This window comes from Bradyrhizobium sp. CCBAU 51753, from assembly GCF_015291565.1.
Lineage (GTDB): Bacteria > Pseudomonadota > Alphaproteobacteria > Rhizobiales > Xanthobacteraceae > Bradyrhizobium > Bradyrhizobium ivorense.
Window position 1 is genome coordinate 5,620,184 of sequence record NZ_CP030037.1, and the last position, 26,619, is coordinate 5,646,802.

At 62.5% G+C, this 26,619-nt stretch carries 25 protein-coding genes; 4 read left to right on the forward strand and 21 right to left on the reverse strand.

The window, feature by feature from the left end; translation table 11 throughout:
• Nucleotides 1–1,029: 1,029 nt before the first annotated feature.
• Complete coding sequence (locus XH93_RS25625; protein WP_194469606.1) at nucleotides 1,030–2,628, reverse strand: FAD-binding oxidoreductase; 1,599 nt, start codon at nucleotides 2,626–2,628, stop codon at nucleotides 1,030–1,032.
• Between the two features lie 324 nt (nucleotides 2,629–2,952).
• Between XH93_RS25625 and XH93_RS25630 the strand changes: the two genes are divergently transcribed.
• Nucleotides 2,953–3,903: an oxygenase MpaB family protein gene (locus XH93_RS25630; RefSeq protein ID WP_194469607.1), complete on the forward strand. Its 951-nt coding sequence runs from the start codon at nucleotides 2,953–2,955 to the stop codon at nucleotides 3,901–3,903.
• Nucleotides 3,904–4,058: 155 nt separating this feature from the next.
• On the opposite strand, the gene XH93_RS25635 is transcribed toward XH93_RS25630, so the two are convergent.
• Nucleotides 4,059–4,355 (reverse strand): hypothetical protein, encoded by a 297-nt coding sequence (locus XH93_RS25635; RefSeq protein WP_194469608.1) that lies wholly within the window; start codon nucleotides 4,353–4,355, stop codon nucleotides 4,059–4,061.
• A gap of 297 nt (nucleotides 4,356–4,652) precedes the next feature.
• On the opposite strand from XH93_RS25635, the gene XH93_RS25640 reads away from it, so the two are divergent.
• Both XH93_RS25640 and groL read left to right on the forward strand, forming a co-directional pair.
• On the forward strand, nucleotides 4,653–4,967 hold the full coding sequence (locus XH93_RS25640) for a co-chaperone GroES (protein ID WP_194469609.1): 315 nt from the start codon (nucleotides 4,653–4,655) through the stop codon (nucleotides 4,965–4,967).
• Nucleotides 4,968–5,057: 90 nt separating this feature from the next.
• Nucleotides 5,058–6,698, forward strand: a complete 1,641-nt coding sequence (gene groL, locus XH93_RS25645; protein WP_194469610.1) for a chaperonin GroEL — start codon at nucleotides 5,058–5,060, stop codon at nucleotides 6,696–6,698.
• 190 nt (nucleotides 6,699–6,888) lie between these two features.
• Here groL and XH93_RS25650 read toward each other — a convergent pair whose 3' ends face one another.
• The 15 genes from XH93_RS25650 to XH93_RS25720 all read right to left on the reverse strand — a co-directional run bounded on the left by XH93_RS25650 (nucleotide 6,889) and on the right by XH93_RS25720 (nucleotide 23,567).
• A complete protein-coding gene (locus XH93_RS25650) occupies nucleotides 6,889–7,164 on the reverse strand; it encodes a DUF2274 domain-containing protein (RefSeq protein ID WP_194469611.1) in 276 nt (91 codons plus the stop codon).
• Between the two features lie 3 nt (nucleotides 7,165–7,167).
• On the reverse strand, nucleotides 7,168–8,442 hold the full coding sequence (locus XH93_RS42445) for a TrbI/VirB10 family protein (protein WP_194469612.1): 1,275 nt from the start codon (nucleotides 8,440–8,442) through the stop codon (nucleotides 7,168–7,170).
• Nucleotides 8,439–9,464, reverse strand: a complete 1,026-nt coding sequence (gene trbG / locus XH93_RS25660; protein WP_194469613.1) for a P-type conjugative transfer protein TrbG — start codon at nucleotides 9,462–9,464, stop codon at nucleotides 8,439–8,441. The genes XH93_RS42445 and trbG overlap by 4 nt, the downstream gene beginning before the upstream one ends.
• Entirely contained in the window at nucleotides 9,461–10,165 is a 705-nt protein-coding gene (trbF, locus tag XH93_RS25665) for a conjugal transfer protein TrbF (RefSeq protein WP_194469614.1), read from the reverse strand. The genes trbG and trbF overlap by 4 nt, the downstream gene beginning before the upstream one ends.
• A gap of 3 nt (nucleotides 10,166–10,168) precedes the next feature.
• Complete coding sequence (trbL, locus tag XH93_RS25670) at nucleotides 10,169–11,332, reverse strand: P-type conjugative transfer protein TrbL (RefSeq protein ID WP_194469615.1); 1,164 nt, start codon at nucleotides 11,330–11,332, stop codon at nucleotides 10,169–10,171.
• A gap of 11 nt (nucleotides 11,333–11,343) precedes the next feature.
• Entirely contained in the window at nucleotides 11,344–12,093 is a 750-nt protein-coding gene (trbJ, locus tag XH93_RS25675; protein ID WP_194469616.1) for a P-type conjugative transfer protein TrbJ, read from the reverse strand.
• A gap of 27 nt (nucleotides 12,094–12,120) precedes the next feature.
• The gene (gene trbE / locus XH93_RS25680; RefSeq protein ID WP_194469617.1) at nucleotides 12,121–14,703 is read right to left on the reverse strand and encodes a conjugal transfer protein TrbE; all 2,583 of its coding nucleotides are present in this window, start codon (nucleotides 14,701–14,703) and stop codon (nucleotides 12,121–12,123) included.
• Entirely contained in the window at nucleotides 14,697–14,954 is a 258-nt protein-coding gene (locus tag XH93_RS25685) for a VirB3 family type IV secretion system protein (RefSeq protein WP_194469618.1), read from the reverse strand. The genes trbE and XH93_RS25685 overlap by 7 nt, the downstream gene beginning before the upstream one ends.
• Nucleotides 14,954–15,253, reverse strand: a complete 300-nt coding sequence (locus XH93_RS25690) for a TrbC/VirB2 family protein (protein ID WP_246799736.1) — start codon at nucleotides 15,251–15,253, stop codon at nucleotides 14,954–14,956. Before XH93_RS25690 ends, XH93_RS25685 begins: the two co-directional genes overlap by 1 nt.
• Nucleotides 15,254–15,340: 87 nt before the next feature.
• Nucleotides 15,341–16,324, reverse strand: a complete 984-nt coding sequence (gene trbB / locus XH93_RS25695) for a P-type conjugative transfer ATPase TrbB (protein WP_194469620.1) — start codon at nucleotides 16,322–16,324, stop codon at nucleotides 15,341–15,343.
• Nucleotides 16,317–16,868, reverse strand: coding sequence for a CopG family transcriptional regulator (locus XH93_RS25700; protein ID WP_194469621.1), 552 nt, complete (start codon nucleotides 16,866–16,868; stop codon nucleotides 16,317–16,319). Before XH93_RS25700 ends, trbB begins: the two co-directional genes overlap by 8 nt.
• 11 nt (nucleotides 16,869–16,879) lie before the next feature.
• On the reverse strand, nucleotides 16,880–18,907 hold the full coding sequence (locus XH93_RS25705) for a conjugal transfer protein TraG (RefSeq protein WP_194469622.1): 2,028 nt from the start codon (nucleotides 18,905–18,907) through the stop codon (nucleotides 16,880–16,882).
• Between the two features lie 516 nt (nucleotides 18,908–19,423).
• The gene (locus tag XH93_RS25710) at nucleotides 19,424–20,569 is read right to left on the reverse strand and encodes a GSU2403 family nucleotidyltransferase fold protein (protein ID WP_194469623.1); all 1,146 of its coding nucleotides are present in this window, start codon (nucleotides 20,567–20,569) and stop codon (nucleotides 19,424–19,426) included.
• Between the two features lie 133 nt (nucleotides 20,570–20,702).
• The gene (gene rlxS / locus XH93_RS25715) at nucleotides 20,703–22,670 is read right to left on the reverse strand and encodes a relaxase/mobilization nuclease RlxS (RefSeq protein WP_194469624.1); all 1,968 of its coding nucleotides are present in this window, start codon (nucleotides 22,668–22,670) and stop codon (nucleotides 20,703–20,705) included.
• Nucleotides 22,671–23,255: 585 nt separating this feature from the next.
• Nucleotides 23,256–23,567 (reverse strand): DUF736 domain-containing protein, encoded by a 312-nt coding sequence (locus XH93_RS25720; protein ID WP_194469625.1) that lies wholly within the window; start codon nucleotides 23,565–23,567, stop codon nucleotides 23,256–23,258.
• Nucleotides 23,568–24,255: 688 nt separating this feature from the next.
• On the opposite strand from XH93_RS25720, the gene XH93_RS25725 reads away from it, so the two are divergent.
• Nucleotides 24,256–24,525, forward strand: a complete 270-nt coding sequence (locus tag XH93_RS25725) for a hypothetical protein (RefSeq protein WP_194469626.1) — start codon at nucleotides 24,256–24,258, stop codon at nucleotides 24,523–24,525.
• A gap of 53 nt (nucleotides 24,526–24,578) precedes the next feature.
• On the opposite strand, the gene XH93_RS43130 is transcribed toward XH93_RS25725, so the two are convergent.
• The 4 genes from XH93_RS43130 to XH93_RS25740 form a co-directional block, all read right to left on the reverse strand.
• A complete protein-coding gene (locus XH93_RS43130) occupies nucleotides 24,579–24,830 on the reverse strand; it encodes a PilZ domain-containing protein (protein WP_371814790.1) in 252 nt (83 codons plus the stop codon).
• 89 nt (nucleotides 24,831–24,919) lie between these two features.
• Nucleotides 24,920–25,330: a hypothetical protein gene (locus XH93_RS25730; protein ID WP_194469627.1), complete on the reverse strand. Its 411-nt coding sequence runs from the start codon at nucleotides 25,328–25,330 to the stop codon at nucleotides 24,920–24,922.
• Between the two features lie 409 nt (nucleotides 25,331–25,739).
• The gene (locus tag XH93_RS25735; RefSeq protein ID WP_194469628.1) at nucleotides 25,740–26,210 is read right to left on the reverse strand and encodes a S26 family signal peptidase; all 471 of its coding nucleotides are present in this window, start codon (nucleotides 26,208–26,210) and stop codon (nucleotides 25,740–25,742) included.
• Nucleotides 26,211–26,268: 58 nt separating this feature from the next.
• Complete coding sequence (locus XH93_RS25740; RefSeq protein WP_194469629.1) at nucleotides 26,269–26,487, reverse strand: helix-turn-helix domain-containing protein; 219 nt, start codon at nucleotides 26,485–26,487, stop codon at nucleotides 26,269–26,271.
• Nucleotides 26,488–26,619 lie beyond the last annotated feature (132 nt).

A 26,619-nucleotide genomic window follows, 5' to 3' on the forward strand; every position in this document is an offset into this window, starting at 1 on the left:
AGCGAGCAGGATGTCTCGCTCAAAGATCTTCCAATTCATGCGTTCCGTGCAATCGGTCGAGCAAGTTTCTATTGGGGAACCGGCGCATTCAACAACAGCGAGAACGTGGCTCCCGTCGTTCACGAATCGTCGGGGTCTGTGGCCACACTATCGTCGCGTTGGGCGCGATGCTGACGGTTAAGAGGACGCTTAGTGGCACGGTCAGGCGTATGGACTTTCCCCGGCCCGGGTTCGTCTATGGTTGAAGCATCTTGATTGTCGAAATCGGCCACTTCCCGATGTGGCCTCTGATCGATATGCGCATGCCGTGAGACTCATCCAGAAATACACCCTCGACGGTGCCCGCAGTCCCTTCGGGGAGAACCGCAGCCCTTCCGACGAGTTCAATCTCCGCTTGCACATACTCGCGTAAGATAACGGAGGCGCGGTCTTTCACGTGCTCCAAAGCAGCGCGGTCTTTCGGACGACGCCGTAACAAGGACATTGCTTGGTCCTCCGTGAACATATGTGGAGGGCGCGGTCCCGGCCGTCCTCAGTTCTACCCCGGTCGAGACCGCGCTTGGCTCCGCGCTGGCGTTCGTGAAATGTCATTCAACATTTGATGGCACGGAAGGTGTCGAAAGTCATCCACAGCTCCGGAACACCTTGCTCCTTCGGCGTGCACCCACATGTTGCGGGACGGCACCACCTTCGAGCGTACCTTGGGCTAATGATCAGTTCGCGCACAAGGGTCTCCTAGGCTCAATGAGAAATTCTCCCGCCCACAATACGGAAGCGGACCGCTACGCTTCAATCTAAGATTTCTTCCAAGACTACGGAGGCGCGCTTGGGCTCTCGCTTCGATATCGAAAGCGCAGCATCTGCCTTTGCTGAGGCCGCTTACGATCCATCCAAGTGGTCGACGGCGATGGACCGGGTGGCCCAAGCCACCCAGAGCTATGGAGCCACGCTGCTTCCGATTCGTGGCAGACTACCTGACATCCCTTTTAGTCTGTCCATCGGAGAATCCGTCGAAGCTACGGCACCCGCCTAAGGATCGATCAGGACACCCGGGTTGAGCATGCCGCGGGGATCCAGTTCGCGCTTGGCGGCCCGCAACGCTGCGGCAAAAAGCTGTGGCCGCTGCCGGTCGTACCAGGGTCGGTGATCGCGGCCGACGGCATGGTGATGCGTGATGGTGCCGCCCGCCGCGATCAGCGCGTCGCTCGCCGCGTCCTTGATGGCCTTCCACTGCGCGAGCAGCCCACCGTGCCGACCGCGCGCATGGAAGGAGAAGTAGGGCGCGGGCCCGTCCGGGTAGACGTGGGTAAAGCGACAGGTGACTTCACCCTTCACCCCGGTCGCCTGCAGAATCGCGCGTTCGGTTGCCGTCTTGACCTGATCGTGAAAGCTTTCGAACCGATCCCAGGTGATGGCGGTCTCGAACGTATCGTTGATGATAGCAACGGGCGTCAAGAATTCGCGCGCATAGGGCATGCGAATGAACGCGTTGCGCCAGATGCCTGCCGCGCCTTCGAGATGCGCGTCGCCGGCCTCTACGGGCTCCGGTGTCCCGCGGTGGTCGGCGCAGCATTCGAGCGCACGCTTGAACCAGGCGTCCAAGGGATGATCGCCCGATTCGAATGCCAGCACCATGATGGCGGAGCTGCCGTCGGACGCACCGGTGTTGAACGCCTCCTGCGGGTCCAAGATGCGGCAATTGGAGGGATAGAGGCCGGCTTGTGCCACGGCACGCACCGCGCGCGCGGCATCGAAGAAAGTGGGAAAGCGAACCGATGCGCCGGCGCGGTATTTTGGACGCGGCTGCAATCGCATCCATGCGCGCGAGATCACGCCTAAGATTCCTTCCGAGCCGATGAACATGCGGTCGGGGCTCGGCCCCGCACCCGAACCGGGAAGCCGGCGCGTTTCCACGACGCCAACCGGCGTCACAACACGCAGGCTTTCAACGAAATCGTCTATATGAGTGTAGAGACTGGCGAAGTGGCCGCCCGATCGCGTCGCGATCCAGCCGCCCAAAGTCGAATACTCAAAACTCTGCGGGAAATGCCGCAGCGTGACGCCGTGCGGCTTGAGCTGGTTTTCCAGCGATGGCCCATAGGTACCGGCTTCGATCAAGGCGGCGCGCGAGACCGGATCGACTTCGACGACATTGCAGAGATTGCGCAGGTCAAGCGTGACGGCCGCCTTGTGCTTGATGCCATCGGCCTGCGGCTCGACGCCACCGCACACGCTCGATCCGCCCCCGAACGGCGTCAGCGAAGCACCGACGGACCCCGCCCAGTCCATGACAGCCGAAATCTCCGTCTCGTTGGTTGGATAGGCCACGACATCGGGCGCGCAACCGTAATCGCCGAGCATGGCCCTGACGTAATCCGGATAGGACTTGCCGTAAGTGTGCGCGGCGCGGTCGTAGCGTTCAGTCGTGCAGAACGGCGTGAGCGAAGCCGGCGGCACCACGCGCGGTTCCCGCAAGGACAGCTCTTCGAGGCCAGGAACAGTGACCGTTTCGAATTCGCGGGCGCCAAACTTGGCATGGTAACGGCCGAGGACAAACGCTCGCTCTTCCGCGCTCATGCCTTCGCCTTCCCGTCCCCAGCCGTAATGTTTCAGCCTTGCGCCGGTCATGAGCGTCCTCCGCGTTTCGTTTCGAGAGTTTTTTGAATCGGGGAACAAGATACTCTGAACGACCACGCTGCAGAGTGAGCTCGTTCGATCGAAACAATACGCTTTCGAGCGGGAGTATGAAAGACGCGGCGGTGGGACAGTTCCTTCAGCAAACGGCGTCGCAGCAGCCGCGGCACTCGGCTTACCCGCATGGGACACGACCAAATCAGGCCGGCGTATTCCGCCCGGGTAGACATCATGCGACTAGGCGAGCTTTGGCTTGCCGAATTGCGATAGACTGCACAGACCAGTGGAATACCCCCGTCTGGTTCGGGAGGTGCGCATTTGGTTTCCGAAAGCGATCTCGAGCTCGCTCTTGATTTCGTCCGGGCTCGGGCCGCCGGACCGGTCGAGGGCATTTTTGGTCCAGGCTCGATGACCTGGCGGATCGACCGAGAAGCCATCACCTTTTTGGGTGCTGGTCGTGCCTTGCTGCTTCAGCTGGCGCATCCCTGGGTCGCCGCCGCGGTCGCCGAGCACTCGCGGACCTTCGCGGATCCGATCGGTCGCTTCCATCGAACCTTTGACGTGGTGTTTACGATGGTGTTCGGCTCGCTCGATGCGTCCCTTACCGCTGCCCGGCAACTGCACCGCCGCCATACCATGATCGTCGGCCGCCTGCCCGAAGCAATTGGTCCATTCGAGAGCGGCTCGCCGTACCGCGCCAACGAGGCCGCAGCATTGCGCTGGGTTCACGCGACCCTTGTCGACACCGCTCTGGCCGTCCACGACCTGATCCTGCCTCCGCTCTCGGTCGAAGAGCGCGAGCACTATTGGGCCGAAAGCCGGCTGTTTGGGGCGTTGTTCGGGTTGACTCCGAGCGACTTGCCGGCGGATTGGGATTCATTCGCGGCCTACACCGCGGCGACGATGCAATCGGATACATTGTCGGTCAGCACCGCCGCGCGCGAGATAGCTCGACAGATCTTCGCCGGTGGACGACCGTGGTTGCGGTCGCCGCGCTGGTATCAAACCCTGAGTGCCGAGCTGCTGCCGGACCGATTGCGCACCGGCTTCGGATTTGCCTTTGACGCACGCGACAGGAAGGCTGCAGAGCGTGCCGTTGCGCGGATACGACGCATCTATCCCAAAATACCGACCCAGCTTCGCTACGTCGGCCCCTACCAGGAAGCTCAGGCGCGACTACAGGGGAAGTCGCAGCTTGGCTGGACAACCCGGTGCCTGAACAGGGCCTGGATAGGACGCCCCCAGTTGGATGACCGCTGGAATAAGTGAAGGTGTCCCGGACTGCCGCAGACGTTCGCATGCGGCCGACCGCCGCCTGCCGCGATCCCAATCGGCCTGCCGACTATCGCCTTCGGGTTACAGGCGGCGATAGAGCCCGCACACAGAGAAGTCTGGTTCTCCCGCGGCAACCGACGCGCGGAAGACTACGCATCAGATTCTATTTTCACCAAAACTTCCCCAGCGATGATTTCGGGGTCTCCAAGATTAAGGTCATGCAGGCTTGCTTGAACGAAATCCAGCACTTTATCGTTCGCAGCATTAGCGCTTTCGCGGTCATCGAATATCATCACAGCGATACCGACGCCATCGCCCCCATCCAATACGTAATAAGATCTGAATCCGTGCGATTCTCTTAGGATCTGACCGATGCCGCTTTTGGCGCGGCGAGCAGCGTCCGCAACCGAACGAACGTTGGTGTACTTTCGAATGAACATGTACATCAGCCACCCATGTATCTCAGTCCTAACCCGCGCATCAAAGCATATTGGGCAGGCGCTGGACTAGGACGTACTTCCGCGTCGGGTCATTTGCGTCGATCTAGTATGCCCGCAGTCACCTCCGATCTCCCCAAAAGAGCCGTAGTCAAAGTGAGGGGCGCGGTTCGACACCAAGGGCCAACAGGCGACATGGGTCGAAGCCCTTGCGCCGGAGTGTCACGGACTTATGTGAGGAGCGGTGAGCACTCGCTCATTGCGACTGCCAATCCAGCAATAATCACAAAAGCCAAGGAGGATCGCATGAAATTCCGTCCGCTTCACGACCGCATCGTGGTCAAGCGCATCGACGCCGAAGAGAAGACCGCTGGCGGCATCATCATTCCGGATACTGCCAAGGAAAAGCCCTCCCAGGGCGAAGTGATCGCCGTCGGCCCCGGTGGTCGCGACGAAGCTGGCAAGCTGATCCCGATCGACCTCACGGTAGGCGATCGGGTCCTGTTCGGCAAGTGGTCCGGCACCGAGGTCAAGATCGACGGCCAGGAGCTTCTGATCATGAAGGAGAGCGACATCATGGGCGTTCTCACCGACGTTTCCGGCTCCAGGAAGGCGGCCTAACGCTGACCGCCGCAAGCGCTCACCCCTGAGGAGCACCTGTCGATGCTGCCTCGCAGGTGAGAGACGAATTTCAATTCAGGGAGGACAAACATGTCAGCTAAAGAGGTCAAACTAGGTGTCGATGCCCGCGATCGCATGCTGCGTGGCGTAGACATCCTTGCCAATGCGGTGAAGGTCACCCTCGGTCCGAAGGGCCGCAACGTGGTGCTTGAGAAGTCGTTCGGCGCTCCCCGCATCACCAAGGACGGCGTTGCCGTCGCCAAGGAGATCGAGCTCGAGGACAAGTTCGAGAACATGGGCGCCCAGATGGTGCGCGAAGTGGCGTCGAAGGCGGCGGATGCTGCCGGCGACGGCACCACCACCGCGACCGTACTGGCTGCCGCGATCGTCCGTGAAGGCGCCAAATCGGTTGCCGCCGGCATGAACCCGATGGATCTAAAGCGCGGTATCGATCTCGCGGTCGACGCCGTTGTCGCGGATCTGGAAAAGAACTCCAAGAAAGTGACCTCGAACGAGGAGATCGCGCAGGTCGGCACCATTTCGGCCAACGGCGATGCCGAGATCGGCAAGTTCCTCGCCGACGCCATGAAGAGGGTCGGCAACGAGGGCGTGATCACGGTCGAGGAAGCCAAGTCGCTCGAGACCGAGCTCGACGTCGTCGAGGGCATGCAGTTCGACCGCGGTTACATCTCGCCCTACTTCGTCACCAACGCCGACAAGATGCGCGCCGAGATGGACGACGCCTACATCTTGATATACGAGAAGAAGCTCTCCTCGCTGAACGAACTGCTGCCGCTGCTCGAGGCCGTGGTGCAGACCGGCAAGCCTCTGGTCATCGTCGCCGAGGACGTCGAAGGCGAGGCGCTGGCCACCCTGGTCGTCAACCGCCTGCGTGGCGGCCTGAAGGTCGCGGCCGTCAAGGCTCCGGGCTTCGGCGATCGCCGCAAGGCCATGCTGCAGGACATCGCGATCCTGACCGGCGGCCAGGCCATCTCGGAAGACCTCGGCATCAAGCTCGAGAACGTCACGCTGCAGATGCTCGGCCGTGCCAAGAAGGTGATGATCGACAAGGAAAACACCACGATCGTCAACGGCGCCGGCAAGAAGGCCGACATCGACGCCCGCATTGCCCAGATCAAGGCGCAGATCGAGGAGACCACCTCGGACTACGACCGTGAGAAGCTGCAGGAGCGTCTGGCCAAGCTCGCGGGCGGTGTCGCGGTGATCCGCGTCGGCGGCGCGACCGAAGTCGAGGTGAAGGAGCGCAAGGATCGCGTGGATGACGCGATGCACGCGACCCGCGCGGCTGTCGAGGAAGGCATCCTGCCGGGCGGCGGCGTCGCCCTGCTCCGGGCCTCCGAGCACCTCAAGGGCATCCGCACCAAGAACGACGACCAGAAGACTGGCGTCGAGATCGTGCGCAAGGCGCTGTCGGCTCCGGCCCGCCAGATCGCGATCAACGCGGGCGAGGATGGTTCCGTCATTGTTGGCAAGATCCTGGAGAAGGACCAGTACCCGTTTGGCTTCGACAGTCAGACCGGCGAGTATGTCAATCTCGTCAGCAAGGGCATCATCGATCCGACCAAGGTCGTGCGCACTGCGATCCAGAACGCTGCCTCGGTTGCAGCGCTGCTGATCACCACGGAAGCGATGGTCGCCGAGCTGCCGAAGAAGGCCGCCGCCGGTCCCGCGATGCCCCCAGGCGGCGGGATGGGTGGCATGGACTTCTGAGCCCGACCGTTCAGCGCTCAAGAGAAAGAAATGGCCCGGCATCGTTGCCGGGCCTTTGCGCGTTAGCTACGGGTCCGACTCGACTACAACAACTGCGTGGAGGTGACGAATCAGCATGGGTTGGATCAAGCGGAGACGTGGGCTCCGGCGGAGCCTCAGCTCTGACCACTCTCGCAGGGACGACCTAAAGCTATAGACCCGGGTCGTTCGCCGGTTCACGCAAGCCCTGCAAGCTACCCAATCGGCTCGATTTTTTACGCTTGTCATCCTTTTGTTTCGATTTGTAATCCGCGTCACTATCGAGAAATGCCTCCAATATGAACGGGATCAGTTCGGCAACCTCCTCCTTGCTGCCGTAAGTCTCCGCATAAAAATCAGCATACTCCCGCAGCCGCTTCGCTAAGCTCGGTGCCAGCACAAGATTCATCCTTACGGGTGTTCGATCAGGCAGCTTCGCAAGCTTCATCCCTCACCTGCCCTTCGCTACTGCCTCAACATCCTGATACGGCTTCAGCACAAGATCCTTCGAAACAATCACCCGCAGCGGCCATCCCGGCCGCACCGTGATCGTTGGCTGCACGTCGAGCTCACGCTCCACCAGGCGCTGCCCCGCACGATTGGTCGTTTGTTGCGTGCTTTCCCGCAGCGCCTTGACGAGATCGCTCTCGTCGTTGCCGATAGAGAGTTGGGTCCCCACCCCAATCAGGGTCGCGAGCGCGACGCCCTTGAGCAACTGCCAGGTGTGGAAATCCACCTCGTCTTCGAGACCTGCGTAGCCAGCGACGTCGGTTGCCGGAAGGTTCTCGATCACGACTGAATTGCCATTCGGCAGGATAAGTCTCGTCCAGACGACCAACGCCCGTTTCTGGCCAAAGGCCACGACGCTATCGTATTTGCCCACGAGCCGCGTCCCCTGCGGGATCAGAAGATGCGCGCCGGTGACCGTGTCGTAGACGTTTTCGGTGACCTGGCCGATAGTCGCCCCAGGCAGGTCCGAATTCAGCCCGGTGACGAGGCTCGCCGGAATGATCGACCCGGCCATCACGGCGTAGGTGGAGGGTGCCGGTTTGAGCGCATGGGGATTGGTGGTTTCCGTGTCGGCTTTCGCTCCCACGAAGGCCAGCTTGCGCGCTTGCGACGAGGGAATGATCTCGCCGGAGCGGTCGATCATCGCCTGCGCAGTCTTCGCGAGTTCCGCAGCCGACGGCCCCGTATCGGGCGTTGCAGGCCGAAATGCGGATGGGGCAGCAGCCGACGCTTCGATCGGACTTGCCTGCTTGCGCTTGTCCTGCTTCTCCGACAGGCGGACGAACAAGCTCGACTCCTTTGCCTGCTGACTGATCCGCGCTTGGCGGATCCGTTCGGCCCGTTCGGCATCTTCCTCAGGGTTGGTCCGGAAACCCGTGTCCGATGCCGCACCGACCTTCTTCTCGTTCTCGGCAAAGGCTCGCCCAATGTCCCCAGGCGACGGCGGTCCAAGTCGCGGCGTCGATGGCGGCAACTCCTCATAGGACTTAGGCAGCTTGCTCAAGCCTTCGGCGGTCTGCTTGCGGTCGGTATTGTAAAGCTCTGTCCGCTCCGCCTGCTTGGAGGAATGCGGCCGGAGCGCCACGAGCGTCGCTCCGGCAACGAACAGCGCGGCGACCGCGCACCCGATCATGAGGGCGCGCCTGTTGAGGCGCCGAACCGGCCGCGGCCGCGCCCGCAGCTCCAGCGGCTCGGGATCCTGATCCAGGTTCGTCACGAGGCGCTCCCTGAGCTGAAGGCCTGCGACACCGGCCGCGCGTCGATACGTATGATCCGGACGATGCGCTGCGGATTTTCGCCAAGGCGAAGCTCGGCTGCGCCGAACATCCGATCGACGATGTAATAAGAGCCGCGGACACGGTAGTTGACGAGGTTCGGCCGGCCATCGGCGCCGGCGACGAACAAGGGCGGCGCCTCCCCCTGCGACAGGCCGGATGGCATCTGGATGTAGACCTTGCGACCATCGTCAAATGCTCGCACCGGCCGCCACGGCGGATCGTCTCCTTCGATGCGATAGCGGAAGTTCAGGCTGTCGAGCCGAACGCCCCGATCGGCGATCCGCTCCTCGTTTTGCTGGGCGGCTGCATTCTGCTTGTGGAGCGCAACAAGGGTGTCCGTCGGGTAGGTCCAGGAGATGGACGCCATATAGGTCTGCTTGGTCGAGACCAGTTCAAGATGATAGGCCCGCCGGTCAGTCAAGACCACGAGATTGGTCTGGATGTCCGGAAGTGTCGGCTTGACCAAAATGTGCACACGCCGCGCGCTGCCCTGCCCGCTCAAGGTATCGCCAACCACCCAGCGAACAGTGTCGCCGGTGGAGACATCGATCAGTTCTTCGCCAGGCTGCAGCGCAATGGTCGAGACCTTCTCCGGGCTTGCATAGAGCCGGTAGAGCGCGCCTTCCGTCCAGGGATACACTTGAATGGCGTTGATATAGCCGGCGCGCGTCGGCTCCATCCGCGCCGCCTTGTTCGCCTTGGCGATCGCCTGCTCCGGCGGCAGTTTTTCCTCCTTGGCGCCCTTTGTCGGAAAGGGCTTCAACTGGCCCGGCAACGGCAGGACCTTGGGCGTCTCGACGACCTGTACCGGCGCCGGCGGGTCGGCCTCGGGAAGTGCCTTCTCAAATGTCATCTCATCATAGGGCGCTTCGAGATTGAGCTTGGTGGCGCATCCGCCAAGCGCAAGCGACGAGGCGAGAACGCTGGCCGACGCGAGCTTGGTAAGAGCTTTGGAATTCATTTGGCGTCTCCAATGAGGTCGCGCGACCAGTTGAGGGAATGGACATAGAGGCCGAGAGGATTCTTCCGCAGCGTTTCGGCCTCCGTAGGCGGTTTCAGAACCGTGGTAAGGAGACCGGTGAAACGCTCTGTCTTTGCGACCGAGCCGTTCTCGTAGGTGTTCTCCTTCCAGCGGATCTCGAAGCTGTCGCTGGATGCGCGCACCACGGATGTGACTTCGGCTGTCACTGTCTTCGATCCGATCTTCGTGAAGGGGTCGGTCTCCCGCGCGTAGTCGTTCAACGCCTGCGCGCCGCGATCGGTGACGAAATCGTAGGCGCGCAGCCAATTCGCCCGGACAATGACCGGATCAATCGACAGCGAGCGCACGTTCTCGATGAACCGCGCGAGAAAGTGCGCGATCTGCGCATCTGACGGCTGATAGGTTTCGACCGCCGGGCCGACCGCGCGGACTTCGCCGAGCCGGTCGACCTCGACCACATAGGGGACAACACCGGACCTCGCGATCTCGGCAAAGATCGTCAACCCGAGCAGGCCTGACAGGCCGATAGCCGCGAGCGCCGCCAGCCGCCAATTGCTGGCCTGCACGCGCGCGCTGCCCAGCCGCTCGTCCCAGACCTGAGCTGCCTTCTGATAGGGGGTGACCGGCTCCGGCGTCTCACCATAGCGGACGGACACACGCTGAAAGGAATGACCTGCCATATCCTATTCCTCCCCGAGCTTCGGCCCGGACGAATGCCCGCCTTTGTCACCTTCCTTCAGGGTATGAACGGCGACCCGTGCCGCTTCCCTCGCGTGTCCCCGTCCCGACGAAGTAGTCGCGGGCCCCGCCCCCCGAACTGTCGCTCCGTTGCCCGCAGCGCCAGTGCTCGAACCCGAGAGCTGATCCGCCGCCAAGGCCCGGGCTGAAGTGCCCGCCGCGGAAGACGCTCCCGTAAGCGAGGCCGCAGATCGGACGGCAGCCATTGAACCGCCGGCAGCCATGCGAAGTCCGCCCAAGGCAGCCGCTCCGCCGCCGATCGCGACGGCCGCGGCACCTGCCACGCTCCCGGCCGCCGCTCCCGCACCAAGCTGAGGCGCCCCCGAGACCAACCCCGCCGCAATCCCCGGACCAAAAATCCCAAGCCCAAATAGCGACAGCGCCGCCAGCAGCAGGCTCATGGCCGATCCGATGTCGATCGGCCGTGTCAACGCGCCTGCAAGCTGTCCAAAGATGGTCGAGCCGATGCCGACGATGATCGCGAGCACCATTACCTTCACACCGGATGCGACCACGTTGCCGAGCGTCTTTTCCGCCAGGAATGCGGTCTTGCCCCACAGGGCGAACGGCACCAGGATGAAGCTTGCGAGCGTCGTCAGCTTGAATTCGATCAGCGTGACGAAGAGCTGGATCGAAAGCACGAAGAACGCGAGCACGATCAGGATCCAGCAGAACAAGAGGATCAGGATCGTCGGCAGGTTGGTCAGGACGTCAAAGCCCGAGAACTGGCTGGTCTCCTCCAGAAGCGGATGAGCGGCCGTAAAGCCGGCGGAAGCGACGAAGCCCGGCCGCGCCAGGTCGGCTGCGCTCAAGCTCCCGCCGGATGCCTTCAGACCGATGCTCGAAAACGACGAAAAGACAATATCGGCAAGGTTCTTGAAGTTGCCGATAATGAATGCGAAAGCGCCGACATAGAGCACCTTCTTCGCAAGCGTGACCAGGATCTGGTCGTCCGCGCGCAGGCTCCAGGCGAGCCCGGCGAGCGTCAGGTCGATTCCGATGAGCGTCGAGCTCAAGAACGAGACGTCGCCGGACAGAAGACCAAATCCGGAGTCGATGTAACGCGAGAAGGTGTCGGTAAAGCGGTCGATAACGGAGAGATCAGCCATGGCACCGTCACCTACCTGCCGGTGTAGGCATGGCCGTCGCCGATGAAGCGGATGAACCGCTCCCCGGCCGCAGCCGCCGACGCCTGCTGTTCGGCCGCTCGCAAACTGTCCGCGCGCGCCTGCGTTGCCATGAGCGCCTGGACCTGCAAGGACTGCTTGATTTGCAGGGCGAGCAGTTCGTTACCCGACTGTTGAGCTTGCAGCAAACCAACCGCAGCAGACGACCTCGACATCAGCGTCCGCAGCGTCTGGCCGTCCTGATCGAGCGTACTGACGATGGCCGATTGCAGCGTGAGCGACTGCTTCAGTCCGTCGTAGCTGTTGTCCCAGCGTGTCGTTGCATCCTGCACCATCTTGTCGGACGAGATGGCCGCCGCGTACTGGCGGGGATAGATCCGCTGGAAATCCTGCCGTGTCGTCTGCACGTCGAAGGAGATGTTCTTTGCCTCACTAATCAGACTGTTCATCTGATTGATCGTCGATGTGAGCTGGCCGACGACGCTTGTGGGCAGGCTCGCCAGATGCTTGCCCTGATTGAGCAGCGACTGCGCCTGGTTCTCGAGGCTCCTGACCTGATTGTTGATCTGCTCGAGCGCGCGCGCGGCCGTCAGGAGATTTTGGCTGTAGTTCGTGGGATCGAATACGATGTCGAACGCCCCGAGTCGCCGCGAGCCATTCACCGCGATGACGAAAGATAGTATCGTTGTTATAATGGCTCTTGAAGTTGTACCCATGAGCAAGCGGCCAGTACCTTCGAGCATGGAAGTCTCCAGGGATGAGGTTGAGGATCAGATCTTGTGGGCTTGTTCGTAAGTGTTGATGAGGTTCGCCGCCCAGTGGAGGCCCCGTTCGGCGAGAAAGCGCTCGGCGAAGTGGTGAGGCCCGGTGCGGGCCAGGACAGCGTCGATGGCCTGCTGATCCTCAGGCGAGGAAGCTGCAGCAAGCGCGAGCGCGACCGGTCCAAGGCCCAACTCGAACAGGCGGTTTCCAGCACGCGACTGCAGATAATAATCGCGCTTGGGAAAGGCTTCGGCGATCAGCCGCACCTGTGTGTCGTTCAGACCGAAACGGCGATACGTCTCGGTCTGGGTCGGCTCCAGCGCTCGGGGGTTCGGCAGGAAGATCCGGCTTGGACAGGATTCGATGATCGAGGGCGCAATCGCGCTGTCGGCAATATCGGCAAGCGACTGGGTGGCGAAAATGACGGCTACGTTCTTCTTGCGGAGCGTTTTCAACCATTCGCGGATCCGGGTCGAGAACAGCGGATCGTCAAGGAACACCCAGGCTTCATCGAGCACCAGCAAGGTGGGCCGGCCGTCAAAGCGCCCCTCGAGAGTATGAAAGAGATAGGTCAGAACCGGTGCCACCAGGCCTGGCAAGGCCATCAGCTCTTCCATCTCGAAGGTCAGAACGTCCGCGCCGGACAGACGGTCGGCGTCCGCATCCAGGAAGCGGCCATATGGTCCTTCGATCGTGTAAGGCTGCAGCGCCTGTCGCAGCGCATCGCGGGCGAGCAGCGCAACGAGCCCGGTCATTGTCCGCTGCGGGGCGGGCGCGGAACCGAGGCTTCTCAGCGCCGACCACAGCGACTCCTTTACGTCAGGCGTCACGGCTATCCCCTCATGGGCAAGCACCCCGCAAAGCCAATCGAGCGCCCAGACCCTCGCCCCATCCTCCGCCACATCCTTGAGCGGCTGAAAGGCGATGCCGCCCTTGGCGCCCAGCTCATACCAGGCGCCCGACAGCGCCAGCGTGGTGGCGCGTGCCGATCGGCCCTTGTCAAATGTGATCAGTTGGGCGTTGGGATAACGCCGGAACTGCAGGGCAAGCATCGAAAGCAGGACGGACTTGCCGGCGCCCGTGGGACCGACAACGATCGTATGCCCGACATCGCCGGCGTGCAGAGATAAGCGGAATGGGGTGGCGCCCCTGGTCTTGGCGATGAGCAGCGGCGGCCCATCGAGGTGTTCGCACCGCTCCGGTCCAGCCCACACCGCCGACAGCGGGCACATATGAGCGAGGTTCAGCGTGTGAACGATGGGCTGGCGGATGTTGGCATAGGCTTGCCCCGGCAGACCGCCGAGCCAGGCCTCAACCGCATTGACGCTCTCGCGGATGGCCGTGAACCCTCGGCTATTGATCACCCGCTCGACTGCGCGGATCTTCTCGTCCGCTTGATGCGCCTCCTCGTCACTCACGGTGACGATCGTCGTGATGTAACCGAAGGCAACCAGGTCGTCGCCAAGCTCGGAGAGCGCGGCGTCAGCGTCGAGCGCCTTGTTGCTCGCATCGGTGTCCAGCAGCGCCGCCTGCTCATTGAACATGACCTCCTTCAGGATCGCTGCGAGCGACTTCCGCTTGGCAAACCACTGCCGCCGGTAACGCGACAGCGTCGCGTTGGCCTGCGTGCGATCGAGCGGGATGAAGCGGGTGGCCCAGCGGTAGGCGACGCCAAGCCGGTTCAGTTCATCGAGCAACCCAGGAAAGGTGACGTGCGGAAACCCGAGCACGGTCAGCGCACGAAGATGGCTCCGCCCGATGGCGGGCGACAATCCGCCGGTCAGGGGCTCATCGCTCAGAAAGCAATCCAGATAGGCTGGGATCTCGGGGACACCGACGGGATGGCGTTTCGTCGAAACGCAGCTATGCAGATAGGTGAGCGTCTCCGCGTCGCTGAGGGGCCAGATTTCGGGCAAGACCGACGCAAGCAGATCGATTGTCCGATCGGTTTCCTGAATGAACCTCTGGAGATGATCACGGTAGCCCTGCCCGGCTCGACCTGCTTGCGGCCCTTCGCTATCGGCGCCGCGCACGCCGCTTTTTGCCGGATTGCCGCCTTCGTCAGCGTCGATTGACTGATCGCGGCGAATGGGTCGGCCTCTCCTCGCCGTGCGATCCTTCTCCCTCGGATGCTCGAGAAACAGGCCCTCGAGCCGCGAGACGCTCTCGGCCGGCGGCAGGTACATTAAGGTCAGGTGCAGCATGCTCTCGAAATGCTGCCCGTCGGGACGTGACGGATCCTCCCAGGCGACACCGGTTACTCCTTCAAAGGCAGCGCGTCGCTCCTGATCGACCAGCCAGGACACCGAGTCCGGAAACTCCGACCTTGGATATTCGGAAGCCGCGATGCGCGTGGCATCGAAGAAGAGGGCCCAGCCTGAGCCAAAGCGCTTCAGCACGTTATTGACGCGTGACGCGACGCTCATCAGCTCGGCCTCGGTCGCGCTATCTAGATCCGGTCCGCGATAGCGTATCGTCCGCTGGAAGCTGCCATCCTTGTTGAGGATCACGCCCGGAGCGACCAGGCATGCCCATGGCAGCCAATCGGCCAGTCGATACGCATCGCCGCGGAATTCTCTTAAGTTCAGCATGCGAGCCGCCCCTTGTGCTTGGTGTGACGGATGGCGACCTCGACGAAGGCCGGATCGCGCTTGGCGAGCCAGACGGCGATGCCGTGGCCGATGACCCACAGCACGAGCCCCGCCAGCCACAGCCGCAAGCCGAGCGCCAGCGCAGCCGACAGCGTCCCGATCAGGATGGCGGCAGCGCGCGGCGCGCCGCCGATCAGAATGGGTTCGGTCAGCGAGCGATGGAGCACGAGTTCAAAGCCTTCCGTGCGCATCAGATCAGTGCTCCGCCACCGAATGAGAAGAACGAGAGAAAGAAGGAGCTTGCGGCAAAGGCGATCGAGAGGCCGATCACGACCTGGACCATTCGCCGAAAGCCGCCTGACGTGTCGCCAAATGCGAGCGAGATGCCGGTCACGGTGATGATGATGACCGCGACGATCTTGGCGACCGGTCCCTGCACGGATTCAAGGACGCGCTCGAGCGGGGCTTCCCATGGCATGCCCGAGCCGGCGGCGCGCGCCGCCGACACGCTGAGGAGCAGGCAGGCCGAGGCCGCACCGAGCTCCGCCAGACTAAACACGCTGAACCCACAGGAACCTCGAAGGCGCGAACGCGCGTTTGGCCGCAATCGAATGGACATATTGCAGTCTCCTCAAGCTCAGGGACGGTGGGCGATGTTTGGAAGTCCAGGCGGGGTCTCGAGCAGGTAGTCGCCCGACGGATCGAGGCCCTTGAGCTCGGCGACAGCCTCAATCCGCCGCGCGGGGCCCCGCCCCTTGATGAAGACGACGAGATCAATCGCCTCGGCAATCAGCCGGCGCGGTACCGTGGCGACCGCCTCCTGGATCAGCTGTTCGATCCGGTAGAGCGCAGCGCGTGCCGAGTTGGCATGCACCGTAGCGATTCCGCCGGGATGGCCAGTATTCCATGCCTTCAGCATATCGAGCGCCTCGGCGCCTCTGACCTCGCCAACGACGATGCGGTCCGGGCGCAAGCGCAGTGTGGAGCGCACAAGATCTGCAAGGCTCGCTACACCCGGCTTGGTCCGGAGCGTTACGGCGTCTCTGGCATCGCAGCGCAGTTCGCGAGTGTCCTCGATAATGACGACCCTCTCCTCGAGGCCGGCAATCTCCGCAAGCAGCGCGTTGGCGAGTGTCGTCTTGCCCGAACCGGTGCCGCCGGCGATCAGGATGCTGCGCGCCTCCGTGACTGCCGCGGTCAGCACTTTGGCCATCAACGGAGAAGCAATCTGCATCTTCACGTAGTCGGACAGGCGGAAGGTGGTGGTCGCCGGCTTGCGGATGGCAAAGCACGGCGCGAGCGAGACCGGCGGCAGGACGCCTTCGAAGCGTTCGCCGGTTTCGGGGAGTTCCGCCGAGATGATGGGAGACGAACCGCTCGCTTCCGCCCGCACGTGGCTGGCAACCAGTCGGATGATCCGTTCCATCTCCTGCGGCGTCAGGACTACACCTGTATCGGCGCGCCCCGTCCCGTGCCGGTCAAGCCAAAGCCGTCCATCGGGATTGACCATGACCTCGACAACATCAGGTTTTTCGAGAGCGAGTGCGATAGCCGGTCCCATCGCGGTCCGCAGCATGCTGCGCCGTCGTTCGCGGGTCTCTGGCGAGAGGAGGTCAGACATTGTCGACCTCCTCTCGCCTTGCCGGAGACGGCTCCGGCGGCTCGCCCGCCGCGGTGTGCGAGCGGGATCCAGTATCGCTAGGTTGGTCCGCGCCCAGCGGGGCGCCCTCCTCGACGTTCCGCATGAAAAGATCCGGCTTCGAGGCGCTGACGCGATCCATCACATCGGCAACAAGCCGGCCACCGGAGGCGACACGTTTGCCGACCTGGGCGACAAACATCTCGAACCGCTCGCGTCCCAGCGCCCGCGCGGCGTCCTGGTCTTGCGAAGGCAGCGGCGGCGTGATGGCCAGGTAGTAGCGGATGAAGAGCGCAATGGTCTCCGCGAGAACGCCAAGATCCCGATCGGTGCGCTCCAGTTGCCTGCTCATCCGGTCCAGTCTTCGGATCAGCGCCGCATCGCCGCTCGTATCTCTCTCGGGGTTGAGAAAGCGGTCCAGCGCGGCATCGACAATGGCCGATTTGTTGGTACCGGGACGCCTGGCGGCAAGCTCAAGCCGCTGCGCCACGCTTTCGGAGACATAGGCCGACAGTTTCGGTTTCATCGAGGGACTCTTCAGAACGAGGGAAGGAGGTCGTCGTCGCCGCGCGTGACCGCGTGGGCCCGGCGCACGGCACCGGACGCGTTCGCGGCCTGCCGCATTTGGCTGCGATCGGCGGCGACGTCGGACTCGTCATCGAGCAGCCGCTCCTCGATGCCGCGCGAGTCGCTCGCGGACACCGCGGTCTCATCGAACAAGGCCAATTGCTGCTTCAGACCGCCTTCCTCGGCACCCGCCTGGATGAGCTCGCGGTACGGCAGGGTGGCGAGGCGGAGGTCGACGGAGCGTATCTGGCCGCTCCAATTGTCAGGGCGCGCCGGCGGCCGATCGGAATACTCATCGCTCGCCAGGGATGGCGGCTTGCGCAGCCGCCCAACGAAGTTTGCGTCCTCATAGTGCCGCAGCTTCGTCGCCCTGACAGGGGCAAGGCCCGAGACCAGCACGATGGCCTGGTCGGGCGGCAGCTGCATCACTTCGCCTGGCGTCAGCAAGGGACGCGCGGTCTCCTGACGGCTGACCATGACATGGCCGAGCCAGGGAGCCAGCCGATGACCAGCGTAGTTGCGCTGCGCCCGCAGTTCGGTCGCGGTGCCGAGCGCGTCCGAGATCCGCTTGGCGGTGCGTTCGTCATTGGCGGCGAAGGCAATGCGGACATGGCAATTGTCCAGAATGGCGTTGTTTTCGCCGTAGGCCTTTGCGATCTGGTTGAGCGACTGTGCGATCAGGTAAGCACGAATGCCGTAACCGGCCATGAACGCCAGCGCACTTTCGAAAAAGTCGAGCCGGCCGAGAGCGGGAAACTCATCGAGCATCATGAGAAGTTGGCGCTGCTTGCGGTCGGTCGCATTGACGTTCAAGGTCTCGGTCAGCCGACGGCCGATCTGGTTGAGGATTAGTCTGATCAGCGGCTTGGTGCGGCTGATGTCCGACGGTGGAACAACGAGATAGAGTGTGACTGGCTTGTCGGCACTGACGAGGTCGGCGATGCGCCAATCGCAGGTTTCTGTGTTTCGGCTGACCACGGGATCGCGGTAGAGACCAAGAAAGCTGACTGCTGTCGACAGAACGCCCGAGCGCTCGTTCTCCGACTTGTTCAGAAGTTCCCGCGCGGTCGCGGCTACAACCGGGTGCACCTTCGGCTCGGCCTCGCTGCCAAGGTGATTGGTCGCCAGCATGATCCTGAGCGTCTTCTCAAAGGACTGTGCAGGATCGGCCAGGATCTCGGTGACGCGGGTGAGCGTTTTGCTCTCCTCCGCATAAAGGACATGGAGAATCACGCCGACCAGAAGCGAATGGCTGGTCTTTTCCCAATGGGTTCGCCGTTCCAGCGCTCCCTCGGGATCGACGAGGATGTCGGCGATGTTCTGGACGTCGCGGACTTCGGCCGTGCCTTTGCGAACTTCGAGCAAAGGATTGTAGCGGGCGCTCATTGGATCGGTTGGATTGAACAGCAGACAATGCGAGAAGGTCGAGCGCCAGCCTGCTGTCAGCTCCCAATTCTCGCCCTTGATATCGTGGACCACCGCAGACGACGTCCACGACAACAGCGTCGGCAGCACGAGCCCAACGCCCTTGCCCGATCGCGTGGGCGCAAAGCACATCACATGTTCTGGCCCATCATGGCGCAGGTAGTTGCTCTCAAGACGCCCGAGAAACACGCCTTTGCCGGCGAACAGACCTGCGGCCTTGATTTCCTTCGCGCTTGCCCAGCGCGCCGAACCGTAGGTCGTCACCAATTGATTTTGACGCGCGCGCCAAACCGAATTGACGATCGCAAAGAGCGCGCCTGCGACGCCGCCGGCAGCCGCAATCGCGCCGCCCTCCTCGAATATCTCGGGCGCGTAGGCCTCGTAGGCAAACCACCATTCGAACAAACGCCAGGGCAGATAGACCGGATAGTCGGCAATAAGAAACCACGGCGCACCGAGCCGGTGCTGAAATCCGAGAGCTCCCGCCGTCCATTGCGTCGCGCCCCAGGTCGATGCGGCGACGATGCCGAATACGACCGTGATTTGGCCAACATAGATTTTTGCCGGAAACATTCGCTGCCACCCGCTCGATGTGAGCGGCACGATGAGAACGGTGAATCCGGCAAGCCTTCAATCGAAATAAAAGTTCGCGCTGTCAGCGAGCGCGAGGTTGGTCAAGTACGATCAGGCCGCGAGTTCGAACAGCAAGATCGGCCCAGCATCATCCAACGCCTCAACAGCGCGTGAACGGTTTGCGCAAATGAGATTTCGTCGCGCGCTCGTAAGCCGATTATCTGCGATGCAGCTCTTGTTCAGGCAGAAACCGCACGACTCAGTTCAACGAGAGACAACGTCTCAAAGAGCGACAGGACCAAATTTCTGCTATTTGGCCCAAAGCACGCTCTGGGCAATGGTCAACGACGACATGTCGATCCGCCGAATGACCATGACGCTCACGGCGTTACCGGCGACAGATGGATCATCGTTATCATCGGCAGGCGGACGATGGCCGGGTTGTCCGCGAGCTGACCGTGCTCGTGGCAAGTTGGTCGACTATCCCGGCCGGTTCGCGGGCCCCTGGCCCGCAGCTCAGTTCCGTGTCGCGGGCTTCTCGTCGGCCGACTGTTGTGCAAGGTCGTAGTCTTCGGGATCGGAGCCGATTTCGGTTACACCCTTCGCAAGCTCGATTCGCAATGAGGACTGGAAGTCGTCATCGTAGGTTGCGATGCTGGTACGCATCGCCGCCTTCCAATGATCCCCGCGATCCCAGGCCTCCACGAAGGCGGATGCGAGGTCGGCCTGCTGGCGGTTCGCGATCATGGCTTCGATGATGGATTTGGCCTGAAGGCGATCCTTCGAGCTCTTTGCGCTGACGTCGCCGTCGGTCTTGCGACGGGATGCGACAATGAGTTTGTGGACGGCGTACCGTTCCGGTGACGGGATGAGGACGGGCACGCCGGCACCATGCAGGAGCACCGCGCGGATGGGCTGGTGGATGAGAAAGTCGAGGAACCGCAGCGGAAATGCCGCCGCTCCTCCCAATGCCGGCATCGGGACGGGCTTGCCTGCCTGATCGTCGGACCACTGGTTGGGGGTCAGAAATTCGACCTTGAAGCGGGTTTCCTTTGACACGAACTGAGTTGAGGCCCTGTTGTCCGCCTGGCTCGGGACTTCGCGAAACGTCGGATCGACCTCCTGCAAGACCTGCAGGATGGGAGGGATGGAGTCCTTGATGGCTACCGAGATCTCGTGAAACTGGGCGAAGTCGGCATCACCGGTTTGCATGGCAACGGCTTCGAGACGCCGGCCGAGGATTGCAGCGTAGCATTGGTAGGCAACCGTGCCGACCAGCACGCCCCTCATGCGAAAGAAGCCGGCCTTGGCCAGCTGTTCGACGACCTGGCCTGCGAGTGCGAGCGGACGCGGCAGATGCGCCTCTCGGACCAGTGTGGAGACGAGTCGGCGCCGTCCCTTGAGATCGGCCTTCAGATCCTTGAAGGCTTCGACCCTTTTGGTGATTTCGGAATCGTCCACGGGACCGACGTAACGTCGGTCTTGGCCGCCGCCTTCGGCCTTGGGCGTGTCGAAGTACCAGTACTTCTTGTTCTTGACCTCGACGGCCACGAACCTGCCATTCGAGGAGAATTCGGAAGTGAAGCTCTCGTCGAGGCTGCGCTGGACCAGTTCGGAATAGAGCGTCTGGTAGGAGATATCGAGCCGTTGGGTGGGCGCCATCGCGGTTCCCTCGGTTATACTATTTTCGCAAAAATAGTATAATAAACGGAACCAACAGGCAAGCCAGTTATACTATTTCTGTGAAAATAGTATAATCTTTACAAGTCAATCGCTTAAAGCAAGAAACTGACCTCTATCCGACATTCAGACCGCGCTTCCGTCCAATCGACCAGGAAATTCCGCCACCGCCGATACTGCCGGTGACGACCTGCCCGCGCACGCGCTCCAGGACGGGTCGCCAAGGCACCAGCGTGAACTCGTGGGATCGTTCGATCAAGGCAAAGCGACCGCTGTTCAGCGTCAGCATCCGCCGGTACACGCCGCTGACGCTGTCGCCGGCCTTCACGTCGCGATATTCGAGCCCGGTTCGGGCAGAGATGTCCGCTGCGGTTCGTGCCAGTTCGCGCGTCTCTAACGTCCGCAGCATATTCCGTGCGTAGCGCATCTGCCCTCCCTCCTCTCGTGCGAGCCCCTGACCGACCAGCCACTGCCGTCTCGCACGGAGAGCCGCTTCGACTTCCGCGCCAAAGCCCGTTGACGCGAGCCCATACTCCTTCGAGACGAGCCCGCGATCGAGCCAGGTCGCGCCCACCGCCTGCGGCAACTCCTCAAGCCTTTGCCAGGAGAGAACCGCAAGCCGAACGGGATTGCGCGAGCGGTGCAGCGCTTCGTACCGAAGCGCCCGATCAAGATGGTCCGTGCCGACCTTCCAGCTCCCATCAGCAAGCCGGCCTACCATCCCGTCCTGCCGCATTGCCTCCAACCGCCGCACATGGGCGGCGACAAATTCGGCGGAAGCCCGCGGGTCGAATTCCCGATGCAGGCGATCGCTGTAGATACCGTGATGGGCCCCGGCGACCTTTGCGATGGTCCGGTCCAGTTCGCGCGGCTCGGCAACCCGCGATCTGAGTTCGACGATGGTGTTCCGAACAGGCGGACTGTCGTTGACCATCAGTGCGCCAATCTCGGCATAGTGCGTCCGCCCATCGACCCCGTCGATCACCACATAACGACGTTCGCTCAGTTCATCGGAGAATCCCTCACCGACGATCCGTCCGATCAGGCGCTGACCGCCCCTCTCCGGATTGAAAATCGCATAGTTGCCGGGCGCCCTCGCAATACCCGCCTCATCGAGCTCGCGATGCATGGTCTTGATGATGTCGCCGCGCTCACCCATGCGCCTGAGCTTTGCCTCAAGGGCGGCATCGATCCGCCAATGGCCAGGGCCTTCCTCTTCGGCGAGCCCCATCCGTTCGAGCGCTCGCAGCCGCCCCGTCCGCGCGGCGTGCCTGGCTGGTTCCTTTGCGGGCCGGGCACCGATATCGAGATGACCATCAGGCGCGTCGCGCACGATAGCCCGGTCGAGGCGCGTAAACCGTTCGGCCACTACGTCCTGTTGAAGCTTGCGAGCAGCCTCGATCGCGGTCTCAGGCCCGAGCTCGCGCGTGATGAGCTCTGCCGCCCGCGCGCGCGCACCGTGAGAGATGTAGTCGCGGGCGATGACGAGATCACCTCCTCGATCATCCCTGCCGCGCAGGACCACGTGGGTGTGCGGATGCCCCGTATTGAAATGATCAGCTGCGACCCACTCGAGCCTGGTGCCGAGATCCCGTTCCATCTGACGCATGAGGTCGCGCACGAATGGCTTCAGGTCGGTCAGTTCTGCGCTGTCTTCAGGGGCGACGATGAAGCGGAACTGGTGGCGGTCGGCGGCGCTGCGCTCCGTGAACGCGTTGGCGTCGGCGCGGTCGGTTGCGGCATCGTACACCTCACCTGGCGCGCCCTCGCGCGTGACGCCGTCGCGCTGAATGTAACGCAGGTGCGCGCGGACGGCGCCCGTCTCGCCCGACTTGATGCGAACGATGCGCGCCTTGACGACGACGCGCCGCTGGCCTGGCGCCCGGCCGCGGCCGGCAACCGTTGCTCCATGGGCGTGACCTCGACCGATCCTCCCGCCCGTGAATGACGAGGCCTGTCGCGAGGTCGCGCCGGCCTTCTGGGCCTCCTTGCGGACACGCCGCAGATAGCTCGTGGCCCTGCTGGTTCGTCGATTGCCGATCCTGCCCGGCTTCACCTCAAATTCGTCGTCGATCTCGTCCATGGCGTCGCGTCCACCTTGAGAACGCCGCCGATATGTGGACCCGGCGACAGCGCGCCAAGACGCAGACGCAATCGAGCAGGAGCATCATCGCAATACGCCCGGTTTGGCGATACCGCGCCCCTCGACGCCACCAAATCTGGGATGTGCAGACAAGAGCTTAGCCGGCATCAAGCGCCAATGCTTTTATCTTGCCTTACGCCCCTGCTCTGCTCCGCCCTCAGCCCTGTCGGCTCTTACTTTGCCCAAATCGCCACGGGTCCGAAGGTGCGAGGGACACGAGGAATTTGATTTCGGCAATCGGCTGAGCAAAAGCTCGGGCTCTGGGAGCAATCGCGCGCTGAGCGCGGCCGGTGTTCGAACGGGCGGGACAGCGCGCGCCGGGATCGAAAATTGGCACCAGAAGCGATCTGGAAATTCCGGGAAATCGGCGCGGAACGTCGCGCAAGAATCCGTCCGACTGATCGTATTTCGGCTGGCGGCGAAGCCCCGTCCTGAACGTAGAAACTGCTCTGCTCTTTTCCAAAGCGGCGCAAGGAAGCAAAAAAGCCCCGCCTCCGAAGAGGCGGGGCCGATGATCCGTCAGGATCAGTCGCCGCTGCGGCGCGACCAGATCAGGCTGAATCCCTCATCGCCTTCGACCTTGACCAGCGAGGCGTAGATCGGGGCCGGGAAGCTCGGATCGTCGAGCTTGACCGAGAGATATTCGCGCTCGCTGTCGCGGACGGTCTTCTTCCAGGCCGCGCCGAACTCAGTGCTACCCGCAAAGATGCGGTAGTCGGGAGCCTTGTCGTTGTCCTTCTCGGACGCGACGAGCTTGGCCTTGATGTTGAGCGTCAGCGTCTTGATCGAGCCTGTATAGCCGTTATCGGAAGCGGTGAAGGTGCCGATGGTCGCCATGATAATCTCCGTCTGTTTTGCTCGGGCCGCGCCCATCGCAGCCTCGATGGCGATCCTTGGCCCGGGAGCGATCGGCCCGCAGCCTTTGAGGCCCGCAGCGCCAGCGGAGGACGGCGACAAGCCTGCTTTTTTGTCCTTCGCGAGGAATGCCGCAGCTTCGCGGCAGGGGAAAAAAGCAGGCGCAGCCGTTGCGGGAAGGCGATCGAGGCCCTTGCCGCCCCCCGGGCTTGATCAGCCCAATCGTGACTGCGTTGGCGGCGAGCCCATGACCGAACTGACGGACATGACCGTGGCGACCGCCGCCTGCACAGCGTGAGAAGACGGCCAGATCGGCCGAAGATAACCCGACGCCTGTGCATCGATCGTAAGGCGGACGCAGCCGAACCAACGCAAAGGAAGCCAGCTGCATCTTCTCGGAAATGAACCGGCGGCATCGCCAGAACTTCCGCCAGAGCGCGCTCTTCAAGACGCTGCATCATGACAGGATCGAAGTATCTGGTCTGGTTGCCTCGCCCTGCAAAAGAAGGCGCGACGCTCTCCCTGGGCTGCGGCAATCGGCATTGATCGGACGGATCGTGCCCAAGATCGGAGGAAGGGTTTGCGTCGGGCGTCGCCACTTCGGCATCGATGAAATCAGCCGCGCTCCGTCGCGCGCGGCCTGCCCTAGAAGCCTACCGGAGCGGCTCGCGTGGCACCCGAGCTGGCTTTACTCCGCTGCAAACGTGGTTCGCTGCCCTGCGCCTCGCTTCGGATCGCGATCGGCGCCATCTGGCTGAATCACGACGCGCCGTTCGTAGTGATCGGCCAGCTGCAACAGACGCTTCTTGATGAAGGGGTCAGCCTGTTCGGCGAGCGCCCGCACAGTCCGCGCTCTCTCTTTGCAAAAATCGTCGTCCATGGTGTCCCGCTGAACTCACAGCAGGATAGTGCCAATTGGGCAGGGCCACGTGTGGCGTAGATCATACAGCCATGGCTTTTCCACGCAATTCAGGTGCATTCAGGAGGCGATCATCATGCAACGAACGCGACGCCAACCCAATCGCCTTCACGCCAAACAACGTTGCACGAATAAGTCTTGCTGGGTGGAACGATAAGCGTGAATTGGTCGGGAAGAGAGGATGGCGGGTCGTCTGCCTTGAGCGCTGCGCTGCTCTCGGTGATATCGCGCACGACGCAGCACAATGACAGGTCACCACACCTGATCAACGCATTGTCCAGCGATGGATTGCGCACAGACTTTCGTCTGTCCGGAAGAACGATCATGTCCGTGTCGATCAACAACTAATGCAAATAAGATCGATGCTGTGTGAGAAACGTTGCGTTTCTGCTAACAGCAGAGCTGGCTGCCTGCTTCACGTTGTGCGCCGGTTGGATCGACCTTTTCCGCGACGACGCCGCGTCCCGTCGCGACGGTGCCCGCGCGGTGGATCAGACAATCTCATCGCATTCCTTGCGGTGGGCCCGCTTGTTGGCGGATCGTCGACCGGGCGAAGCGGCGACCTTCGAATAGCGACCGCCGTTTGCAGCGCGGCGAGGAATTGCCGTCCCTCTTCCGTAATCTCCCAACCGTCTGGATCGCGAACCACAAATTTGGCCGAGAAGATATTCAGGTCAGGCGCATGCTCGGCCAATCGCTTCATGCGATCAGTCCAGTCTTTACCGCTGTTCATCAGTATCTCGACCGCGTCCCGAACCTCGGCAACGGAGGCCCGTCCGGCGGGCTGGCCGGCCAGCACTTTCAAGACGGTCAGCTGGAAGGACACCTTCCACGTCTCCCGGTCAGGCTGGATGCAAAGTCTCTCTCGGGGAGGTTAATCTCCGATCAAGGATTGCAATTACCAAATGCCTAATGGGCGCAATGGATCAGGCACAGCCGGCGGGCGCCAACGACTGCGCGAGCTCGGCCCGAACCAGATGGCCAATGCGCGTACCGAGGGTCTGGATTCAACCTCGCCGCTCGATCAAGCTTGGCGAGCGAGTTCAATCGCTTCGATTTTGACAAACGATCAGAAATTGGAACAAGGCATTTTGCCGTCCATCGGGTCCACGATGGCGAACCCACTGCTGGTGGGCGTGAGATCTCATTGGCTTGGCTGGATGCCCGCCGATCGTGCCAGGCCGAAGGAACAGGGGAAGGGAGCGCGCTCCGTTGGAACGCGCTCTGTGCCCCACTCAAACGTCCCGATTCCACGTCCAGAGCGGATGCGCGACGCCGAGAATGTCGCACCGCAGGATCGGCCCGAAATATCTGGAATCGAACGAGAGAGGATGCGGCTGCAGCAGAAAATACTCCCCGTCGACGAGCCGCATGCAGCCCTCCCAGGACGGCAAGGGCCGGCCCGCATGGTCCTTCTCCTGAACTTCGGCAATGACCTTGCCGCCGATCGTAATCGCGTCCGTCGGGTCTTTTGAGCGGCAGACCTCATCGCCCCGGACCGCCGCCACCCGCTTGAGCAGCGGCACCGCCGCCGGCGCGATCTCGTGCGCCACGATCAGGAGCTCGATTGAAGGCGGCGGCCTCAGCACCGCGAGCTCCCCCCGCACCGGCAAGCGTTGCTCGATCATGTAGAAGCCGAGCGGCGCGCTGCCCGAGGCGTTGTAGATCAGGAGCGGCGCCCGGCCGGCAAAGCCCGTGCACAGCATGACGATACCGCAGCACATGGTTGCGAGGATTGCGCGCCTTCTGAAGCGGCGGCGTGGATCAACCCGCATCGGAGGTCGACCTCCGCTTGCTGGCTTGCGAGAATTCCACGAGGTCCTCGATGTGATAGCGGACGTAGCGGCCGTGCTTCCGGTAGGCGGGCCCGCGCCCTTGCACGCGCATTTTCTCCAGCGTGTTCTTGGTGAGCCTGAGCCAGGCGGCCGCTTCCGTCGTATTCAGGAACGGCTTGTCAGGCTGCTTGTCTTCCATTTTCGTCATGTTGTCCGGCACTCCTTCTCGCGAGAGCCCGCGCAAGGCACGGGATGCGAGGAGAAGCGTCGTCAGATCGTGCCGGAATCCGAGTGGCGAAGATCAACTTGGGCGGTTTGCCACCCCGTGCGGGCAGGCCTC

Excerpts from the sequence above, each read along its gene's own strand:
- XH93_RS25625 (WP_194469606.1), bottom strand. The coding sequence starts at position 2,628 with ATGACCGGCGCAAGGCTGAAACATTACGGCTGGGGACGGGAAGGCGAA.
- XH93_RS25635 (WP_194469608.1), bottom strand. The coding sequence starts at position 4,355 with ATGTACATGTTCATTCGAAAGTACACCAACGTTCGTTCGGTTGCGGAC.
- XH93_RS25640 (WP_194469609.1), top strand. The coding sequence starts at position 4,653 with ATGAAATTCCGTCCGCTTCACGACCGCATCGTGGTCAAGCGCATCGAC.
- groL (WP_194469610.1), top strand. The coding sequence starts at position 5,058 with ATGTCAGCTAAAGAGGTCAAACTAGGTGTCGATGCCCGCGATCGCATG.
- XH93_RS25650 (WP_194469611.1), bottom strand. The coding sequence starts at position 7,164 with ATGAAGCTTGCGAAGCTGCCTGATCGAACACCCGTAAGGATGAATCTT.
- trbG (WP_194469613.1), bottom strand. The coding sequence starts at position 9,464 with ATGAATTCCAAAGCTCTTACCAAGCTCGCGTCGGCCAGCGTTCTCGCC.
- trbF (WP_194469614.1), bottom strand. The coding sequence starts at position 10,165 with ATGGCAGGTCATTCCTTTCAGCGTGTGTCCGTCCGCTATGGTGAGACG.
- trbL (WP_194469615.1), bottom strand. The coding sequence starts at position 11,332 with ATGGCTGATCTCTCCGTTATCGACCGCTTTACCGACACCTTCTCGCGT.
- trbJ (WP_194469616.1), bottom strand. The coding sequence starts at position 12,093 with ATGCTCGAAGGTACTGGCCGCTTGCTCATGGGTACAACTTCAAGAGCC.
- trbE (WP_194469617.1), bottom strand. The coding sequence starts at position 14,703 with ATGCTGAACTTAAGAGAATTCCGCGGCGATGCGTATCGACTGGCCGAT.
- XH93_RS25685 (WP_194469618.1), bottom strand. The coding sequence starts at position 14,954 with ATGCGCACGGAAGGCTTTGAACTCGTGCTCCATCGCTCGCTGACCGAA.
- trbB (WP_194469620.1), bottom strand. The coding sequence starts at position 16,324 with ATGTCTGACCTCCTCTCGCCAGAGACCCGCGAACGACGGCGCAGCATG.
- XH93_RS25700 (WP_194469621.1), bottom strand. The coding sequence starts at position 16,868 with ATGAAACCGAAACTGTCGGCCTATGTCTCCGAAAGCGTGGCGCAGCGG.
- XH93_RS25705 (WP_194469622.1), bottom strand. The coding sequence starts at position 18,907 with ATGTTTCCGGCAAAAATCTATGTTGGCCAAATCACGGTCGTATTCGGC.
- XH93_RS25710 (WP_194469623.1), bottom strand. The coding sequence starts at position 20,569 with ATGGCGCCCACCCAACGGCTCGATATCTCCTACCAGACGCTCTATTCC.
- rlxS (WP_194469624.1), bottom strand. The coding sequence starts at position 22,670 with ATGGACGAGATCGACGACGAATTTGAGGTGAAGCCGGGCAGGATCGGC.
- XH93_RS25720 (WP_194469625.1), bottom strand. The coding sequence starts at position 23,567 with ATGGCGACCATCGGCACCTTCACCGCTTCCGATAACGGCTATACAGGC.
- XH93_RS43130 (WP_371814790.1), bottom strand. The coding sequence starts at position 24,830 with ATGATCGTTCTTCCGGACAGACGAAAGTCTGTGCGCAATCCATCGCTG.
- XH93_RS25735 (WP_194469628.1), bottom strand. The coding sequence starts at position 26,210 with ATGCTGTGCACGGGCTTTGCCGGCCGGGCGCCGCTCCTGATCTACAAC.
- XH93_RS25740 (WP_194469629.1), bottom strand. The coding sequence starts at position 26,487 with ATGACGAAAATGGAAGACAAGCAGCCTGACAAGCCGTTCCTGAATACG.